Origin of the sequence: Leptospira sp. B5-022, from assembly GCF_000347035.1 — a bacterium.
GTDB classification, from domain to species: Bacteria; Spirochaetota; Leptospiria; order Leptospirales; family Leptospiraceae; genus Leptospira_B; species Leptospira_B cinconiae.
The window spans coordinates 187,856-206,962 of sequence record NZ_ANIJ01000032.1; the positions used below are offsets into that span (position 1 = coordinate 187,856).

15 protein-coding genes and 1 tRNA gene are annotated in these 19,107 nt (G+C 42.1%); 11 read left to right on the forward strand and 5 right to left on the reverse strand.

Annotated features, from left to right (window positions below; translation table 11 throughout):
• Nucleotides 1-60: 60 nt before the first annotated feature.
• From LEP1GSC192_RS14690 to recJ, 6 genes are all read left to right on the forward strand, one after another.
• Nucleotides 61-750: a hypothetical protein gene (locus LEP1GSC192_RS14690; RefSeq protein WP_020770879.1), complete on the forward strand. Its 690-nt coding sequence runs from the start codon at nt 61-63 to the stop codon at nt 748-750.
• On the forward strand, nt 747-1,496 hold the full coding sequence (gene rsmI / locus LEP1GSC192_RS14695; RefSeq protein ID WP_020770613.1) for a 16S rRNA (cytidine(1402)-2'-O)-methyltransferase: 750 nt from the start codon (nt 747-749) through the stop codon (nt 1,494-1,496). Before LEP1GSC192_RS14690 ends, rsmI begins: the two co-directional genes overlap by 4 nt.
• A 12-nt stretch (nt 1,497-1,508) precedes the next feature.
• Nucleotides 1,509-1,832 (forward strand): flagellar biosynthesis anti-sigma factor FlgM, encoded by a 324-nt coding sequence (locus LEP1GSC192_RS14700; RefSeq protein ID WP_020770676.1) that lies wholly within the window; start codon nt 1,509-1,511, stop codon nt 1,830-1,832.
• 82 nt (nt 1,833-1,914) lie between these two features.
• Nucleotides 1,915-3,084: an iron-containing alcohol dehydrogenase gene (locus tag LEP1GSC192_RS14705; protein ID WP_020770822.1), complete on the forward strand. Its 1,170-nt coding sequence runs from the start codon at nt 1,915-1,917 to the stop codon at nt 3,082-3,084.
• A 174-nt stretch (nt 3,085-3,258) separates the two neighbouring features.
• On the forward strand, nt 3,259-3,579 hold the full coding sequence (locus LEP1GSC192_RS14710; RefSeq protein ID WP_010515397.1) for a polymer-forming cytoskeletal protein: 321 nt from the start codon (nt 3,259-3,261) through the stop codon (nt 3,577-3,579).
• A 2-nt stretch (nt 3,580-3,581) separates the two neighbouring features.
• Nucleotides 3,582-5,486 carry a single-stranded-DNA-specific exonuclease RecJ gene (gene recJ, locus LEP1GSC192_RS14715; protein WP_020770670.1) on the forward strand — a complete coding sequence of 635 codons (1,905 nt, stop codon included), beginning with the start codon at nt 3,582-3,584 and terminating at the stop codon, nt 5,484-5,486.
• 7 nt (nt 5,487-5,493) lie between these two features.
• On the opposite strand, the gene pcnB is transcribed toward recJ, so the two are convergent.
• Complete coding sequence (gene pcnB, locus LEP1GSC192_RS14720; protein WP_036090346.1) at nt 5,494-6,957, reverse strand: polynucleotide adenylyltransferase PcnB; 1,464 nt, start codon at nt 6,955-6,957, stop codon at nt 5,494-5,496.
• A gap of 59 nt (nt 6,958-7,016) precedes the next feature.
• Between pcnB and LEP1GSC192_RS14725 the strand changes: the two genes are divergently transcribed.
• The gene (locus LEP1GSC192_RS14725) at nt 7,017-8,033 is read left to right on the forward strand and encodes a M23 family metallopeptidase (protein WP_020770816.1); all 1,017 of its coding nucleotides are present in this window, start codon (nt 7,017-7,019) and stop codon (nt 8,031-8,033) included.
• Nucleotides 8,034-8,104: 71 nt separating this feature from the next.
• Nucleotides 8,105-9,067, forward strand: a complete 963-nt coding sequence (locus LEP1GSC192_RS14730; protein WP_020770874.1) for a prolipoprotein diacylglyceryl transferase — start codon at nt 8,105-8,107, stop codon at nt 9,065-9,067.
• A 297-nt stretch (nt 9,068-9,364) separates the two neighbouring features.
• Here the strand turns inward: LEP1GSC192_RS14730 and LEP1GSC192_RS14735 are convergent, their stop codons facing one another.
• Both LEP1GSC192_RS14735 and LEP1GSC192_RS14740 read right to left on the reverse strand, forming a co-directional pair.
• Nucleotides 9,365-10,771 (reverse strand): cytochrome c biogenesis protein CcdA, encoded by a 1,407-nt coding sequence (locus LEP1GSC192_RS14735; protein WP_020770610.1) that lies wholly within the window; start codon nt 10,769-10,771, stop codon nt 9,365-9,367.
• A gap of 233 nt (nt 10,772-11,004) precedes the next feature.
• Nucleotides 11,005-12,927 (reverse strand): alginate export family protein, encoded by a 1,923-nt coding sequence (locus tag LEP1GSC192_RS14740; RefSeq protein ID WP_020770765.1) that lies wholly within the window; start codon nt 12,925-12,927, stop codon nt 11,005-11,007.
• Nucleotides 12,928-13,164: 237 nt separating this feature from the next.
• Between LEP1GSC192_RS14740 and LEP1GSC192_RS14745 the strand changes: the two genes are divergently transcribed.
• Entirely contained in the window at nt 13,165-13,923 is a 759-nt protein-coding gene (locus LEP1GSC192_RS14745) for a hypothetical protein (protein WP_020770858.1), read from the forward strand.
• Nucleotides 13,924-13,967: 44 nt separating this feature from the next.
• Here the strand turns inward: LEP1GSC192_RS14745 and LEP1GSC192_RS14750 are convergent, their stop codons facing one another.
• Together LEP1GSC192_RS14750 and glnA are read right to left on the reverse strand one after the other, a co-directional pair.
• A complete protein-coding gene (locus LEP1GSC192_RS14750) occupies nt 13,968-15,683 on the reverse strand; it encodes a hypothetical protein (RefSeq protein WP_020770797.1) in 1,716 nt (571 codons plus the stop codon).
• Nucleotides 15,684-15,904: 221 nt separating this feature from the next.
• Entirely contained in the window at nt 15,905-17,326 is a 1,422-nt protein-coding gene (gene glnA, locus LEP1GSC192_RS14755) for a type I glutamate--ammonia ligase (RefSeq protein ID WP_020770730.1), read from the reverse strand.
• 319 nt (nt 17,327-17,645) lie between these two features.
• Here glnA and LEP1GSC192_RS14760 point away from each other — a divergent pair, with 319 nt between their 5' ends.
• Both LEP1GSC192_RS14760 and LEP1GSC192_RS14765 read left to right on the forward strand, forming a co-directional pair.
• Nucleotides 17,646-18,893, forward strand: a complete 1,248-nt coding sequence (locus tag LEP1GSC192_RS14760; RefSeq protein ID WP_020770641.1) for a hypothetical protein — start codon at nt 17,646-17,648, stop codon at nt 18,891-18,893.
• Nucleotides 18,894-19,017: 124 nt separating this feature from the next.
• A tRNA-Met gene (locus tag LEP1GSC192_RS14765) sits at nt 19,018-19,091 on the forward strand.
• The last annotated feature ends 16 nt before the right edge of the window (nt 19,092-19,107 follow it).

The following is a 19,107-nucleotide window of genomic DNA, read 5'->3' on the forward strand; positions in this document are numbered from 1 at the left end:
ACTCCAAGGTCGAATTCTATCCTTGTGGGTTGTAAATTTAGAATCCAACAGACCCTAAAGATGGGCAACCTAAAAAACCCTGCCGTTCAGGCGGTTTTATTCTCGTTTTTTATATTTTTCGCCTCTTGCGGAACGAATACCGATGTAACCCAGTCTCCTTATGTGTTCCTTACACCGGTGGGTGTTCCCCAGATTTTTTCCATAACTGCTAAGTATGATAATCTAGATTCGCATCGGCCTGAATACGATCTGAAATATTATATTACCAACCTGGAACCTCAATTCGTAGGTTATAATCTTTATATCACTTTTGCGATTCCTTCCGCGGGAGAAACCATCAGTAACGCAAACCTATATCTGGAAAACGGGGTCCAACCTTCTTTTCCTCAGCTAGCAGTCCAAGCTTCCACATCCAATGTAGTAACTCAGACGATCGAAAATTTGCAGCCATTCTCGCCTGTGCAGATGTTCCAAAAATGTGAGGTTTATACTTTTACATTAAGAGCATTATTGAATACTGGAATCACTTCGAATATGTCCACTCCGGTCACAAGATGTAGCTCCATCTATCCGGATCATTGCGGGACCAATACCAGTTGTAATCCTACCGCATGTACTGTGGCAAGCTGTTCTGCTTCCACCCAATCTCTTTGTCCTGTCGGAACCGCTTGTAATCCTTGTACTAAGGGAAATGCAGCTACCGGCTGCGCCTGCCCAGCGGGAGAATCTCCGCCGGGTTGTAATCTATGATCGAAGCTACGACTTCTAAATTTATCGTCCGACCAGGTACCGCCTATGTTGTCGCCACCCCGATTGGAAATTTAGAAGATATCACATTCAGAGCGGTCCAAGTTCTTAAACAAGTGGATATTATCTATTGCGAAAATTCTTCACATAGCAGAAGACTTCTCCAAACCTACGAAATTTCCACCCAGACAAGGACCTTATACAAGGACCAAGGAACCGAACCTTATAAAGGTATTATAGAAGATCTAAAATCCGGGAAAACTTTGGCCCTGGTCTCGGATGCAGGAACTCCCGGAGTCTCCGATCCCGGTTCCCAACTAGTTCGAATTTTACGAGAGGAGAATATTCCGATCGTTCCGATCCCGGGAGCAAGCGCTCTCACCTCCATGCTTTCCGTTTCCGGTTGGCAAGTGCAGCCTTCTCTCTTCTTAGGTTTTCTATCAGAGAAGAAGGGCAAAAAAAGAAACCAGCTCAAGGAATGGGAAAACTTCGAAGGGGTGCTTACCATCTTCGAATCGGTCCATAGGATCCGAGACACCTTGTCTGCTATCCGCGAAATTTTTCCAAATTCTCCGATCCTTTTAGGAAGGGAATTAACCAAAATCCATGAAGAAATCCTGAAAATAGAACCCGTTCAGACGCTGGAATCCCTGAAATTCCCGGAAAAGGGAGAATTTGTGGTGCTAATCTATACAAATCCTAAAAAAATGCTTAACGGACGTGTCGGAGATGCCGATACTTTGGAGTGAGAGGGAAAACCCATGACTATCGATAAAATTGGCGGCATTGGTGGAGGATCTTACGAGCCACGTAAGTCGACTCCTGTACGCAAAACCGAATCTAAGGAATCATTCGACAATATTTCTATTTCCGACACGGCAAAACAAAAGGCTTCGGAAGCTCGTATCCAAGCGGAAGTGCAAACGATCGCACAAAAGATCGTAGCAAGTCCGGTGGATTCGGAACGTTCTAACAAGCTGAAAGAAGTGAAGGAAAAATTAAAGAACGGAGATTACGATAATCTCAGCCCTGAGATCTTAAACGCAGTAGCTGATCGTATCGCAGAATCCTTTCTAGGCCGTTAATCCATAATTAAATCCGGAATTGTTTCCCTTGGATTCCGGATTTTTCATACTTCCTCTCAATTAAAAGGGAGAACGACACAAAATGCCGATACTCCCTGACTGGATCAATTTTAGTTTTCCCACCAAAATCCATTTTGAAGTCGATTGCGGTTTCAAAATGGGGAACTTCGTCAAAAATATCGGCAATCGTGCGGTCATTCTTTCCACTCAAAGCGAGTTGGAGAATATGGACGAGTTCTCCATCATCAAAACTTCTCTAGAAAAACATATAGACGGTGTCATTCTCTACGACAATATAGAGAAGGAACCAACATTAAAAGAACTAGATACTGCCGCCTACTTCGCCAGGATCTCCAACGCAAATTGTATCATAGGTTACGGTTCTTACGAAAGTTTGAATATGGCAAAGTTAGTCGCTCTCCTTGCGAATAACGACGCATTCGCTGAAGACGTTTTTATCCTGAAAAAAAATCTTAGGCTGAAAAAACCGATCCCTCTTATTCTGATCCCTACTCATCCTGTAATGGGATTGGAATGTTCCCCGACCGCCACAGTATACATGGATGACGATAGGACTGTTCGTTATTACTCGAATGAATTTCTTTTTCCGGAGATGGTGATCGCCGACGCCAAGATCAGTAGTTTTATGACTTCTGCCGACGTGGCAAAAGTTGGAGTGGGAATTTTAGCGGCCGCAGTGGATAGTATTCTTTCCAAATATTCCAACGAACTCACAAACTCTTCTTCCCTTCGTGCGATAGAGATCATTTATAAGAATCTTGTGCCTGCGATCAGGGACCCTAAAAACCTACAGTATAAAAACGCGATCTTCGGTGCGAGCCTTCTTGTGGGGATGTCCCATTCTTCCAGTTCATTAGGACTTTGTTATGCACTTTCATTGGCTGCTTCTAACCTAACGAACCTGGACGTTTTCCAGGCAATGTCCATTCTTCTTCCCCACGTGATGGAATACAACCTCACTTCCTCCGCCGGAAAATACGTTATGATCGCAAAGGCCTTGGACGAGGACATCACCAATATTTCTGTAATCGAGGCGGCCATCAAAGCGGTAGAAGGGATCCGTAAAATTTATATCGAACTTAAGATACCGCAAAGGCTTTCCGAATACGAGGTGCGTAAGATAGATCTGCCAGGGATCGCAAGCCTTGCTTCTTCTTTTCCTTTCTTGGATTCTCTTCCTAGGGAACTTCCTAAAAACGAGATCGAAACAATTCTAGTCGCAGCGTTCTAGTTCGTTTCGCACGGAGAACACTGAGATCACGGAGAGTTTATTTTGTAGAAACTCCTACATCCGGTAACCCCTTTTCTCTGTGCCCTCCGTGAGCTCTGTGCGGACCCAAAAAAACAGATTTATGTCTTCGAAAAACATTTGAAAGGTCCGATCGGGGTCCGAGAATGGAGACTCATGAGTGAAGAATCCATAGACACGATTATCGGGGAAGACATCCAATTCCGAGGCAAACTACGTTTCAATAACGCGCTAAAGATCAAGGGCCAATTCAAAGGCACCATTGAGACCACGGGTTCGTTGATCGTGGGAGAGACTGGAAGAGTCGAGGCAGATATCGAGACCGGGACCTTGGAAATAGAGGGAGACCTAAAAGGAAATATCAGTGCTGCCTCCAAAGTTTCCGTCCGCAAGACCGGAAAATTAGTCGGTGATGTTCGCACCCCGGATCTGGAAATCGAATCAGGGGCAAAATTCAGCGGAAATTGTATCATGTAATTATGCCCCAGCATGGACCGGATTTTCAAAACCTACCAAAATCTTCCATCCAAGGCCTGACCCCCCTCCAGTACCATGTATTCGGGACAAAGTTCGGAGGAGTTTCCGATCCTTCCAAGATCCTTACCGAAACGATTGCGGATCTTCCTTCTCCGTTTTTATTGCCGGACATGGATGAATCTATCCGTATTCTCCAATCGGCCGTTCGGGAAAAAAAATCGATCTTACTTTATGGGGATAGAGACAGCGACGGAGTTTGCTCCACGAGCTTACTAGCCAATTTTTTACGAGAAATACATCCTGGAAAACTGAACGTAAAAACTTCTAGTGAAGAAGATTACGGCCTCTGCGAACCTGCGATGAAATATGTGAGAGAGGTTCGACCGGACTTACTTGTAACTCTCGACTTCGGAACAAGTAACAGCGCAGAAATAGAAGAATTGAATAAGGAAGGAATGCAGGTAGTTGTATTAGACCACCACGAAATACCGGACAGAATACCTTCTTCTTGCAAACTTATCTCTCCAAAAAGAGGAGATTCTCTCTATCCTACAGAAAAGATCTGCACTTCCGTCATCGCTTGGAAACTGATCACAGCCTGGCTTTATACTACATTAGAACATTATAATTCTTTGGTCTGGATCCCCGATGGAGAGACATTTTTCAGCGGATCACTCGTAAAAAACGGGATCAGACTTTTTAAAGGGGATAAGTCGGAAGCCGAAAAACATTTTTCCGGAAATTTTATAGATTGGTCCGCGATTTCCAAGACTCAATTTCCGGAAAGGGAAGTTTTCCATTCTCAGATCTCTTCTTCTCCAGCGATCTGGGAGCAGGTTCTAAAAAATTTAGACCTTGCTTCTATCGGTACGATCACCGACATGATGCCTCTGGTGGGTGAAAATCGGATCATCGTTAAGGAAGGATGTTCCACATTACAAAAGATCAAAACGGGCGATTTTTCACATCGTCCCGGTTTGGAAAAACTTCTCTCTCAATTGGATTTAGATAAGAAGAAGGTACTCTCTAGAGATCTGGGTTGGAGCATAGGACCGGTATTGAACGCTGCAGGTAGAATGCAGAAAACGGAAGCGGCCCTCGGGCTTCTTCTTTCCAACTCACAGCAGGAAGCGGAATCTCTTACAACGAACCTTCTAAAATTAAACGAAGAAAGAAGAGAAAGAACCAAACGAAATCTATTCCGGGTCGAAGGTTTTCTAAAAAGAAAAAGGGAAAGAACGGAAAGACCCATCCTTTTCTGTTACGAACCTGATTTCGAACCCGGAGTTTCCGGGATCGTAGCTACAAGACTTGTGGAACAATACAAAAGACCCGTAGTATTCATCGCACCGGATCATGGACATGCTAAAGGAAGTGTAAGAGCGTACGGCAGTGAGAACGTACTAAACCTTCTCAAAAAAGCGGAGAATGTATTTCACCAGTTCGGAGGTCATAAGGAAGCAGGAGGATTTTCGCTTTCCATAGATCAGATCCCGAAACTCGCAGAAATTCTTTTCCAAGAAGCGGGAAACTGGCTGGAATCCGAAAAAGTTTCCAGCCTCCAAGAAGAAACTAAAAGTATCGTGAGTCTCCGTCCTCAAGAATTAAGAGAAAATTTATATACAGAGCTTGGGCTATTCGAACCCTTCGGAATGGAAAATCCAGCGCCGTTACTTTCCGTAAAAGGTGCGAGAATACTTTCTTATCGTCCTTTGTCGGACGGCAAACATGCAAGGTTTAAAATTCTGTCGTCTTCCGAATCCATCCAAGCAATTATCTGGAATAAGGCGGAAGAGTTCTCCCAATCGTTAAGGGAAAAAGGTGAGTTGGATCTCTGGGGTTGTTTGGAAGAGAACACTTTCAAAGGGAAAACCAGTCTTCAATTCGTGATCCAATCCTTCGAATAGATCAATATCAGTCTTCTGAGTCGGTAAAATCGGAATCCGTCGAATTTGCTTCCGGTTGCGGCTTCGAGCCTTCCCCGTTTTGACGGCCCTTTTTATTACGATCTTTAAATCTGCCGCCACCGCCTTCTCTTTCTTTCCGGTTTCTATTTGGACGGCCTTCTCTCTCTTTTCGGCCTCCGCCGCCAATACTATTCGGTAAAACCGGTCTTTTTCGGAGGGAGATTTCCCAAAAAAATGCGGATTGCAAGGCTTGATCATTATTGTCCGCGATCCCATTGATCTTAAAGACATAAAATGCATCGTAGAAAAAATCTTTCTTTCGGAAGAAATTATTTTGCGAAGCTTTATCGTCCTCGGTATGAGTAAATCTTTCTTGGGAAGCGAAAACCTTGATCAATCTTTCTTTATCTTTTTTAGGAGTCCCTAATCTCTGAAAAATAGGCTCCAAGGATTGTTTTAAAGAAGCGACCAGGTGTCCCCCGCTCTTCTTCGTTAAAGATTCTTCCGCGAGGTCGGAAAATAAAAGTGCATAGAAAATCTGAGGAGTGAGTTCCTCTCTCTCGGACAATAATTTATCCGCGATCACCAAACGTTTTCCGATTCTGGTTTCTAAAAATTTGTCCCCAAAATCCGGATTTTTCTTTCTTTCTTTCTCGAATGCTTCTTTAAAGAGAACTTCTAAAAGAGAGTTTTGGGCCATTCCTTGGAAAATAAGAGAAGTTCTCCAAGTGCGGAAAATTTTATTATATTCTTCCAACATACGGGAGGAAGAAGCTTTTTCCAACTCGTGGACATTCTTCTTAATAGACTTGGAAGTCCCTTTGTCTATTTTTAGGCCGAGAAGAACTGCAAACTTAACTGCACGCAACATTCTGACAGGATCTTCTCTGAAAGAAATATCCGGATTTCCGATCACTCTGAGTTGTCTACTTTGGATGTCTTCGTATCCGCCCACATAATCCACGATGGAATCGTTACGGATATCATAGTATAACGCGTTGATGGTAAAGTCTCTTCGTGCAGCGTCTTCTTGAGGTGTTCCGAATTTGTTGTCTCGTTTGATCAGATAGTCCTGCTCTTCCACATGTTTTTCGAAACGATGTTCCGGAAGAGAACGAAAAGTGCTGACCTCGATCACCTTTCCCTTAAAAAGAATATGAACGATCTTGAATCTGCGACCGATGATACGGCAGTTATTAAAGATTTTTTTAATTTGATTCGGAGTCGCGTTTGTGACTACGTCGAAATCTTTTGGTTTGCGTCCCAAGAGAAGATCCCGCACTCCTCCGCCTACGATATAGGCCTTGTAACCGAATTTGTGGAGACGATGGATGATCTTAACAGCATCCTCGTCGATCATGGTCTTGCGGATCGGATGTGAATCCCGATAAAATCTCCGTCCCTCCGGATAAATAAGAATGTCGTCGACGGATCCTATTTTTTTCTTGAAGAGATTGGACAGAAATTTCATATGATGGGATAGTTAAGTCCTATAATCCCTGTCGGACCCCTACCTGCAAGTAAAAATCTATGAACAACGAGGCAAAGTTCGAAGACCGCCCCAAAGCCGCAGAAAGGCTGAAGATCAAGTATCTTCGCTTTCGTTCTTCCTGGCTAAAAATCAAAGAAAAAGGGTCTCGGAAAATTTCTTTCCTACTCGTGCCTCATGATCACGAAGCTGTTCTGAATGTGGAGCTAAGTGTTTTTATGGCAGCATTCTTGGGAGTACTTTCCGTTCTACTTTTTCTGCTTGCGAGCGCTTTCGTGGTCTACATGAACTTCTTTTTCGTACCGAATCGTGAGTTGATCCGAGAGACTGATAATAATGTGGGACTCTTTCTCTATTATAACTCTCTTCTCAAAGACGCTAAGAAAGAAATTACCGGATTAGAAAAAAAGACGGAGCAGTTGAACCTAGTCGCTTGGGAAGAAGTTCCTTGGAAAAGAATTCTCACATTTGATTACGTACCTGAATTTAGTTTAAAGAAACATATCCCGGAATCTTCGACTAACATGGATCTATACTCCGATACGGTGGAAGGTTTTGCAGAAAGAAATATCGAATTATACAAGATCAAACATGCATTCCAAAACGCATTTGATTATTTGGAAGAAAGAGAATCCATTTTATACGCTATGCCGAGAGGTCGGCCTTTGAAACCGGGAGTAGGATTTGTGACTTCTACGTTCGGAGGAAGGGTGGATCCTTTCGGTCTAGTGGAGATGGGAGAGTTCCACTCAGGGATCGATTTTGCAGCAGGAGAAGGAACTCCGATCTACGCAACTGCTCCGGGTGTGATAGAAGATAATGGACAATCCGCAGGAGGGCTTGGAAAAAGTATTCGTATCAACCACTTGAACGGATTTTATACGGTGTATGGTCACTGTTCCGTCGTCTTAGTAGAAAAAGGACAATTAGTGACCAGAGGCCAGCACATCGGAAATGTAGGCTCCACAGGGAAAGCCACAGGGCCTCATGTGCATTATGAGGTTCATATAGGTTATGATCCTCCTATGGACCCGGCAGAATTCGTAAATATGGAATAATTTTTAATCTCTCCGAAACTTTCCCGATTCGGGGAACGAATATAAGGGAAAAAAGATCCAAAGAAGGAACCATGTATAAAGTCATAGATATTCCCGGACTCGTACCTTTCGTCCAGAAATACATAAGTAGCGGTTGGGAAGGAATTTCCACATTCAGCATTTTAGTAGTCATCGCATTTTTAGCGGCTTCTTATTTTTTACCCAAAGAATTAGAAAGAAAACATTTGGATCCGACCCATGCGGATTGGCTTTTGATCTTAGGAGTTTTCGGAACATTCGTAGGTGCTAAGGTATTTTTTATCTTTGAGATCTGGGACCAAATCTTTGTAGATACTCCGGGTTTCGACGGAAAATACTTATATCCACTCACTCACTTTGACGGTTTTCCCGGTCGCCCGGGACTTTGGTCCAGTTTATTCTCCGGCAGCGGTTTGGTATTTTACGGAGGATTCTTATTCGGGATCTTATTCATTAGCTTGTATATGATCCAAAACAAATTGGATATAAAAGCTTATTTGGATGCAGCGGTTCCTAGTATGGCATTAGGATATGCGATCGGTAGATTGGGATGTTTTGTTTCAGGAGACGGCTGTTACGGATTCGCAACGCATGCGGACATTCCAATTTTAACATTCACCTACTGGCCTACGAGCGCTGTCCCAAGCGGGGTTCCCGTTTGGAATACTCCGGTCATGGAATCGGTTATATCTTTTCTATTCTTCGTCTACTTCCAAAAGTGGGCCAGGTTCCAGAACTTCAAAAGATTTAGTTTAGGCGCTCAATATCTGATCCTACATGGAATCGCAAGATTAGGTATCGAATTCTTAAGAGTGAATAAGGCAGTGATCCCATTTTTCGATCCTCCGGTCCAATCAAACATTCCAGGAGCAACCGGAGAGACTACTACCTTCTTGAACGGATACTATTGGCATGGATTTTCACAATCTCAGTATGTATCTATCGCGATCATACTAGTCGGTATTTACTTCTTAGTGAAATGGAAACTCTGGGAGAAGGAACCTGTTCCGGCTTAATCCAATAATTTTGCAAAGAGTTCACAACCGTAAGAATTCCCTGAAGTGAAATCAATATCTTTGTTTGAACTCCTACATGAAACAAAGGCCGCCCCCACCCTGCATTGGGATTGGGGGGAGTGGCTCGTGGGAAACCTGATCCTCCTTATCACAAAATCCATCCTTAGTCAACAAGAGGCTTTCTTCCAAATCCGTGTTGGAATTCCTACATCACATTTCACTGTGAACTCAGTGGCCTCCGTGCGAAATTAATCCCTCTCTCCGGTTCCACGTCTCTGTGTGAAAAATCTCTGCGCCTCACTCCCCCGAGGCGTGGAACTTCTCACCTTTGATGGTGCGGATCATATCCGCCGTGTTTAAGTAATTCGTAGTTTTAAAAAGGACCTTTCCGTCCGAAGAGAAGATCACAAAAAAAGGAAGACCGATCTTCAATTCCGGAAATCTAGGATCGTTCTCATATATTATAAAATCCTTATCATCATCCTTGATCTTTAGGAGGATCGTTTTCCCTAGGGCCTGGTTCAAATTCATATCGGATAAGGTCAAGTCCTCGAAGGCCTTACAATTAGAACACCAATCCGCGTAAAAGTCCGCAAATACCAAACGATCTTCGTTACGAGCCGTCTCAAATGCGGTCTCGGAAATTCGATGCCATTCTAAATTTCCATGCTCTTCCACCAAATCCTTCTTGGTCCCGCCTGGAACTGTTCCCCAACCGGCAAGTCGGATCAGGATCGCGCTAGAACAGATCAGTCCCGTGAGAAGTAGCGCCTTCTTCATTCTTTCGGTACAAAGAAGCGACTTAGGTTGATAAAAATATGCGGTGATCAAAACCCCAAAGGCTGCAGCTAAGATCCAAAGACTCAAATCGAAAGGAACCGACCATAATTGCATTGCTTTGTTGTAATAAGACCATGCAAAATAAAAGACCACGAATCCCAAGACAAACTGAATCCATCTAGTCCACTTACCTCCGCGAGGAAGAGAAAGCCCAAACACTCCTAAAAACAAAAACGGTAACCCAAGACCAAGTCCGAATAATGCCATCTTGAAAGAGGAAACGGCCAATGAGTAAATACTGATACTTTGGACTCCGGCAGTTACTTGGATCAAAATAGCAACGACGATCGGTCCAACACAAGGAGAAGAAAGAAAACCTGCTCCCATTCCCAAGAGGAAGGTGCCTTTCCAACCTTGGCAACCTCTCCATTCTTTATTCGGGAAGATCGGTAAATATAGAAATCCTAATGAAGCAAGTCCTAGTAAAAAAATAAGTGCCGCTAAAAATAAATTTGTTCCGGGATATCTAAGTAACGTGTTGAAGGCTCCTCCCGAAATTCCTGCCACGAGTCCGAAACAAAAATACATGAACGCCAATCCGGTGTAATACACCAAAGGATGGAACATTTTGTTCGTGGCGGTTTCCCCCCTTGCCTGGATGATTCCTACAGTAATCGGGTATAAAGGGTAAACGCAAGGAAGAAGGCTTGCACAAAGACCTCCTAATACCAGGAAGATCGCGGAATTAAATCCGAATTCGGAACCAGAGATACCGGTTTCTAGCCATCTGTTCAAAGAGGAAATCCAGGACTCTGAGACAGCCTGGGATTGGGCTTGTAATGAGTTCGTTAGAAAAAAGAAGAATATGAAAAGTCCGGCTCTAAGCCTAAATTTTGGAGAGAGAAGGATCCGAATTTTCTTCATGGGATGGACGATTAGACCTAAATAGGATTTCTCTTTCTCCTAAGATTCATTATCGACTCCATAACTTTCGAAACCAAGTTGCGATTTCTAAAAGTATGGTCAATCCTGAATTCCCGGATCTGTGACAACCCCTAGATTTGGTCTGTACTTGTTTGGACGAGCGGAAAGGGGGAAAGGATAGAAAAAGCCCGATCCTTTCTCAAAAAAAGGCCGGGCTCGAGGGTTTACCCGATTCAGATGGCAAACTGAAGAGTAAGTGAAAAATAGGTACTATTTTTATCGATATTGAATTGTTTTTGGTTTTTGATCGCATCTCCCGCATAAAGAACGGTAGCTCCGGCCCAGATAGAGAAGTAGTCGCCGATCTTCTTGATATAAATCAGGTCGTATTCCAATAAAAGCCTGTGCCCTGGTTGCCAATTTTTCAGGAAAGGATTATTGGCATAATTTTCAGTACTTCCGGTAACCGTCTTATTCGTTACAAAGTCTCCGTTTGCATCGTACCCCGTGCTTCCCGTAACTGCGTTGCGGTTACCGTCATACCACGCGTCTTGAACCTTATCCTTTCGAATATCGTAAATCGCGAAAATGAATCTTCCCCAAGTATCATCATAGTACTGAATATGAATGGAAGAAGTTCTTACATTCGACCAAAAGGCTGAGTTTGCGATACCGTTCCCTGAATCGAAATAAGGGAATCCACCCGATCTTGTGGCAAATAAAGGATCCCAGGTTGCGGATTTTCCATCGGTTCTATTCGGATCGCCGGAAGCTCTTGCGAATTGGACTCCTACTCGGAAACCTTTATAGTTATAACCTGTTTGAGCCAAGAAGAAGGAAGCGTCATGCTGAACTGTTTCCTTATAGGCAGCATGTTTGTTCGCTCCATCTCCGATCGTAGTATTCAATATGTCCCAAGAAGCATCGATCGTTTGACCGGTACTTCCTGTCTGGGCTGCATATTCCACTCCCCAGTCCCAGGATTTTCCTACAGGAAGACTTCTACCGGAAGCGGTTCTATTACTTAAACGAATACCGGTAGTGAAAAGATTGTCTCGACCGTTCGTTCTCTCATTCGGATCTACAAGAGGTCCGGTTGCTGTAGTAGTATTATACTTTTTGATAACACCGATCTCGTATAGATCGACTACGAGTTCTTCGGAAGGTTTCCAAGTATTATATAAGAAAGCGAGATACGTATCGTTCAGAGCTTTTGCTCCGCCGACTTTCTGATTATTTGCAGTCACAAATCCGTTCGGACCGTTACTCTCTTCTGCAAGAACTGTATAACCTGCATGAGTGGACCAGGTTTTGGTATCAAATGTAACTCTTACCCCATCAAAAGAGTTACCGATCTGACTATCGTTACGAGCACCTATGATCCGAGAATCTCCGTATGAAAAAACCTGACGACCTAGATACAGTTTGGTATAAGGAAGGAAATCTTTCCAGATCACATAAGCTTCTCGGATATCCGTATTATTTTTTACGGGCACCGTGCTTCCGGGTGCATAAGCCGTTCCAATAGAATTCGTAAAAGAAGTTGGTCCGTATCCTGTTCCGCTCGGATCCTTGTATTGCCCATATAAACGAGTATCTTGGATGGTCAATTTTACCGCGAATGACTCATTGATATCCAAAAGGGTCCAGAACTGGCTGTTTTGAGTGACGTAGTTCTTGGAATCGTTTGTGGATCTATCGAAATCCTGATTATTAAAATTTTCGAATCTAGGACGGATCTGTAAACCGAAACGAAGATTATCCGTAATCCATAGATTAGAATTTTTTTTCACTGCATCTTGGTGTTCCGGAGTTAAGAGTAAAGTTCCGAGTAACTCCCCCTCTAACTTACCTTTCCATGGACTTTTATATGGAGCGGCAGGTGCCTTCTCCTTATCTTTATCCTTTGTATCCCCCGCAGGAGCAGCAGTCGTAGCTGGAGTTTGGGTAGAAGGGGTGGAAGGTTTTTCTTCGGCGGCAGGCGCTTTCAAAGGAGTGGTCTCGGCCTGTGTCACCGTTTCCTGTTTAGGGGGCTCTAGCCCCTGGGCCCAAAGAGTTCCGAATCCTAAGAGTCCGACAGACAAAAAGAATCGGACCGGTAAAAGTGAATATCTTTTGTTCCGACTCGGAGGGCTTGTAACTGTATTTTTTAACATATATGGAGTCCCTTATTTTGGATAAAATCCAATATAACGGACATATATAAAAGTTTAACAGATTTTGTAAACAATTTAATTGATGTTTTCCCAGATTTCTTGCTCCGTAGTGGCTTTTTCGACCCCAAAATCAACCATTCTGTACAACAAGATAGAATCACCTCTGTTAAAGTAGAATGTTCCGGAACTTCTTTTCCCTTCCAGGATTGTACGAAATGGCCGATAGAATTAGGTAGTATGTCGAGAAAGACCAAAATTCTAGCCAGAATTACCACCCTAGTCTTTCTGTTATTCTCCCCTACTTTACAAAAATTGAATTCTATCCCTGTCTCCATCAGCACGGAACCGGACCTGGATTATAATTACGAATACGAGAAGAATGGTGTATATACCAAGTTTTCGGACTGGGTCCCATACAAACTCCACAAATGGGAACCGAAGTTTTTGGAAGATTATTACGAAATGTATGGTCTCAAACTTCATTATAAAGAGAACGAACTGAGGCGAAACATATTCTTCTTAAAAGCAGGATTACAAAAAAGATTCCGTCACCCCAGGAATGCACTCTGCCGGGTAACAAACGAAGAAGAATATCATAAATACAGACTTCTGATTTTCATGCATATGAATCTACAGATCATGAGATCTTATATGAGGATCGCTTCTCAATTTGATAAAAGGCATTTATATTTCTATAATTTAGATTTCGCTCACGAGCTAAAACAGTCCTTCGAGGTAGCTGATTCATTTTACAAAGAAGCTGTTCCTTACTGGGAAGCTGCCAGAAAATATGCGGACCAGGCTTCCGAGATAGATTACGATCTGGATCTAGGTACCATGGAAACGGAAAGATACGAGATCATCACAGGCAAATTAGATTTCGGTCAGATCATTTCCGACCATAGGGAAAGATTGACTAAAAAAAGAGAAACTGTGGGAGAATACCTGGCTAAATATCCGGAAGCCGATAAACCGAATTTAGATCAGATCCCTTAAAAACAACCGGAACTTCTTCTTTATCTAGTTAAAAGAAGAGAAACTCAAAGTTGAATTAATTCCCAGTTATTTTCCGCGATCTTTCTATCAATGTCTTCCGAGGGATTTAAATAGATCGTAAGGACTTTGATTGACTCATTAATCGGAATCCAAAGCAATTTGAAAGATTGTATACTTTGCATTTCTTCATCAGAAATATGCGGGAAAAATTCCCTTAAAACCACTTCTCTTTTCATCTTTAAATTAGGCATTCTTGAACTTATAACGTACGCTTCCACGGGAAACTGATCTACAAAATCATTCGTTAAGTTAATAATGGGATGGCTGATAACCAGATTAATTTTCTTTTCCTTCAAGTAACTTACTTTGGAAAATCTTTTATGACCACTCTTCAATCTCTCATTCGTGAGGAACTTATCCGGATTTCTGACATTCGAATCCATTAATCCTAGCATGTCTAAAGTATAAAGTTTCGAATAGTAAGGAATCGCCCCAGCAGCCGTTACCGCCAAACGAACTTGCGAGTTCCCAAAATATTCGGCGAATTTTTTACCGATCGAGCTCCAATTTTCAAACGGAGACTTCAAATGTTTTTCCAGCATACGAGTGGTTTCCATTCCGGAAAAATTAGAAATAGGTTCTAGAAAAAATCTATCTTGCAATCGAAAATAATATGATGAAACGCTGGTTGCAATTAAGATAGAGGCAATTAATAAATTGGGCCTTGCCTGTTCCCGATAAATAAGGAACAAAGCTAAAATTATTGGCGGTAAAATAGGAGTCATAAACCTGAATTCCATAAAATCTCCACCGACCCAAATAATATATAAAGAAGTCAATCCGACTAACGATCCCAAATACCCGAGAAAGGAATAGGCTTTAAAATTCGATTTATAAAACGCTAATATAATCCCTAATATTAAAAAAGGGCCAAGTGAGTATATAGAAAAGAATAGATGAAAATATTCGATTCCTGCGAGTAGACTGTCCGTATTATTGCCGCCTACTTTAGCATTAAAAGTATTCGGAAAAATATGCCCATAATATTTTAATTTCCAGAGAAACCACAAACCAACGATAATTGCGAAGGGAAAACTTATTAAAAATAGAAAGCGAAATAATTCACGCCCTTGATTTCTTACTTTAAACAATAAAAATATACCTGTTGCTATGGCGACTAAACCGGCATCCATTCGAGTTAAAAACAATAAAGAAAGAGTAAAACTCAAAAAAATCAAAGATAAAGCCGAAAACTTCGGTTGATCATAAGTTCGCAAAGTAAGATAGGCGGTAACACTAATTAAAAAAGTAATTAAGGAAGTTTCCAGTCCACCTGTCGCATAAGAAGAAAAAGAATAATTAAAACCTAATATAAACAGAAATCCAACAATATGAAAAGTGTTAGATTTAAATAGTAATTTTGCTATTCTATACCAGACTAATAAAGAACCTGAATAGAAAAACAAACCCAATTGAATCGAAAAATTCTCAGGAGCCTGTTTAAACAGGATTCCTAACGACACAAACAACATCCAAAGAAAATTTGTGTACCCTTCAAGATATTCTCCGATATTGAATACAATTCCGAACCCGTTCACAAAATTTTCCGAATATCTAAACGTAATGAACGCATCATCCTGTAAAAACTTGTTTTTATTAGCAAAATAAACAGCCCATACGATGACAAAAAATGGAACAGCCTTAAGAATAATTTCTGTTATTCTTTTTATTTTAGGTTGATTTAAAAAATTATTGTTCATTGGGAGATATCCGTTAGCCAGTTCCATCTACTATTGGATGTCTATGCTTTTAACTTTATCGCATTTGTCAACAACGGGTAAACGGAAATAAAATGAGAAGAATGTATTTTAACCTGTAAATAGTTTAAAATAACAAAGAGTGAACTAAGATCCTTCAGTACAAAAAATAAAAAACCCCGAGAACATCTCGAGGTTTTTTAATCCATACCGTATTCTTACGATTAGCAAGAATAAGTTGTAAGGAACTCAAACGGGTGAGGACGTCCTTCCCAAGGCCAAATTTCGGTTTCGAATTTGTAGGCTTTGTAGGTTTGGATGAACTCTTCGGTAAATACGTTTCCTTTTTTGAAAATTTCTTTACCTGCCAACATATGCTCGACTGCTTCTCTAAGAGTGTGAGGCATTTGTTGGATTCCCTTCTCGCGGATCTCATCCAGAGAAAGTTCGAACAAGTCTTCTTCCCGAGGTGGTCCCGGATCGATCTTGTTCTGGATACCGTCAAGTCCCGCCATAAGCAATGCAGCAAATGCAAGATAAGGGTTCGCAGAAGAATCCGGGAAGCGGAACTCGACACGTTTCGCTTTTTCACCGCTTACGAACGGAATTCTCGCGCAAGCGGAACGGTTCTGAGCGGAGTAAGCTAAGATCGCAGGAGCTTCGAATCCTGGAAGAAGTCTCTTATAAGAGTTAGTGGATGCGTTAGTGAAAGCAGCTACGGTTTTTCCGTGTTTCAGAACTCCACCGATATAATTCATAGCGGTTTCGCTTAAGCCTTGGTATCCGTTTCCTGCAAATAGGTTTTTGCCGTCTTTCCAAATGGATTGGTGGCAGTGCATACCGTTACCGTTGTCTCCGTAAAGAGGTTTAGGCATAAAGGTTGCGGTTTTTCCCCATTTATGAGCTACGTTCTTAACAACGTATTTCAGTTTTTGAACGTTATCCGCTGCTTCGATAAGAGTTCCGAATTTAACTCCGATCTCTCCTTGAGCCTGAGCAACCTCGTGGTGAACCACGAAAGTTTCCATTCCGATCTTGTGAAGTGTCTTAACGATATCCGCACGAAGATCCACTTGAGAATCGACAGGAGCTACCGGGAAGTAACCACCTTTGGTTCCTGGACGGTGTCCTGTGTTAATAGAACCAGGCATATCTGTGTGAGAGTTCCAAATACCTTCGGAAGAATCTAATTCATAATACTGAATATTGATCGCGTCTCTTACCTTTAAGCTGTCGAACAAGAAGAATTCGTTCTCTGGTCCGAAATAAACGGTGTCACCGATCCCGGAATCTTTCAGATATTTCACCGCATTTTTAGCGATGGAACGAGGACATTTCTCATAAGCTTGGTTTTTATAGATGTCCCAAACGTCGCAGAATACTACAAGAGTAGGATCTGCAGTGAACGGATCCAAAAAGATGGAAGTCGGGTCAGGGATCAACTGCATGTCCGATTTATGGATCGGCTGCCAAGCAGGGATGGAAGAACCGTCGAAAGGAAGTCCTTTAAGAGTAGTTTCGTCTACGGAATCTACGTGGTAAGAAACGTGGTGCCAAGCTCCTTTAATATCCGTAAAACGGAAATCGTAGAAAAGAATCTTGTTCGCTTTTGCGAAAGCGATCACTTCTGCGGCATTTTTCGCCATTGATACTTATCTCCTATATGTTTGTACTAGGGGTCTCTAATTCGCACGCGAAAAGCGTGTCCTGCTTATGCTCATGCAAGAGATGTGCCAAATCCTAATACCCATCTTGCAAGTATCTTCCCTCTGTGTAAAAAAAGAAGGAGCCCCTGGAAAAGCAGTCCATGCTCAGGCTAAAAATCCTTGAACCTGAGGCAATCAGTAAAAAACTCCGATTGAATGGATTCGATAGATTTTTCAGAACGAAAGTTCTGCTTCTATTCGACCTGTCCCTTGCGTTAGTTTGGTACACTACGCTCAAAATATAATCATGGGAGAAACCATGCAGACCCTTGCCAAATGGCCTAATCCATCCGAACTTTCTTTTTCAGGTCAAATATATGCCGAAACGGAATTTCCGAACTCTAAAGAATATTTTCAATCCGTATTGGCATGGGCAAAGGAGAACGGAGCCGAAGAATACCTTCTAGTTCCCTTAGCAGACTGGGTCCCTTCTTCAAAACTTCTCTCCAGCCTTCCCTCCTATCCTGTCCGAACACAGGTGGACATTCCTGATCCAGTTTCCTTCTCCTATTTACTCCCACCCGTATTATTCGGGAAAAAACTCTGCTTTTGGATCTCGGATGAAAAGAGCCTAACGGACTCTTACTTTTGTGTTTTAGGAAAATTAGAAAAATGCCAAGAACACTTAAACAAAATTTTTGGACAAGAGATCCATTGTATCCCTGAGATCGTATGGAAAGAAGAAGAGAAACATTCCGATTCTCTATTACTCGAAAGAAAATTATGGGGAAGAAGAGAGAATGGAAAAAGATACTCTTTCTCCTTTTCCTTAGCAAAGGCGTTTTTTATAGGTTCTTTAACGGATATCAGAGAAATCCACGAATACGAATTAAATTCCCAAAGCTCTTCCGAATTAGAAATAGCGATCCAAAAGTTCATATATAAAAGAGCGGACTCCAAATTTTTCTCCCTTCTATCCGCATTGGGAAAGATAGAGTCGGAGAAAGGATTTGTTTTCAAACCAAAGTTCTATTTTTCCTTCGGACTACAACTTTTGATCCTCGTATGTATTCTTACGGAAGCCTATGAAGAATTAGTTTCTCGGTGGATCGAAGAAAGGCCGCAAACTAAAGATACATTGCGTAAATTGGAAGAATGGACCGAAAAAGAATCCCATCCGAAAACGGAAGTCGGAATGGAAGCGATCTTCGAGGAAAGAGTCGTCCGTTTATTGGATAAATATTCCGGCCGATCCGACAGATTCCTTCTTACAAGATTGGAAGAAGAATATTCACATTCTCAAATTCGCGTATCCGAACATTTCCAACTTAGAAAGAAGGAGCTGGAAGAAAAGCTGATCCCTGACCTTCTCACCCAAATGGAATCCCATTCTAAACTTTCCTTCCCGGATGAACTCAAATCTGAATGGGAAAATTTAGGAAAAACATTACAGTCTCGTCTGGAAAATCTTCTATTAGAAAGAAAAAATTTACCAACTTTTGAACAAAATGGGAATGGAAAAACGCCCGAAAGCTGGAACAATCTTCTTGGGCAAAGGTCTGATTAAAGAATATAAGGCCAGATTATCCTAGGAAAGGTTTCGGATCTCCCGGAGAGAAATCTTTGACAAGGCCGGTAATTCAAAAAAAATGACCGGTAAATACCTCTCAGAGGTATTTCCTAGGAATAACGGCGACGTAGCTCAGCTGGTTAGAGCAACGGAATCATAATCCGCAGGTCCGGGGTTCGAATCCCTGCGTCGCTAGGTCCTTTGGAGAAAA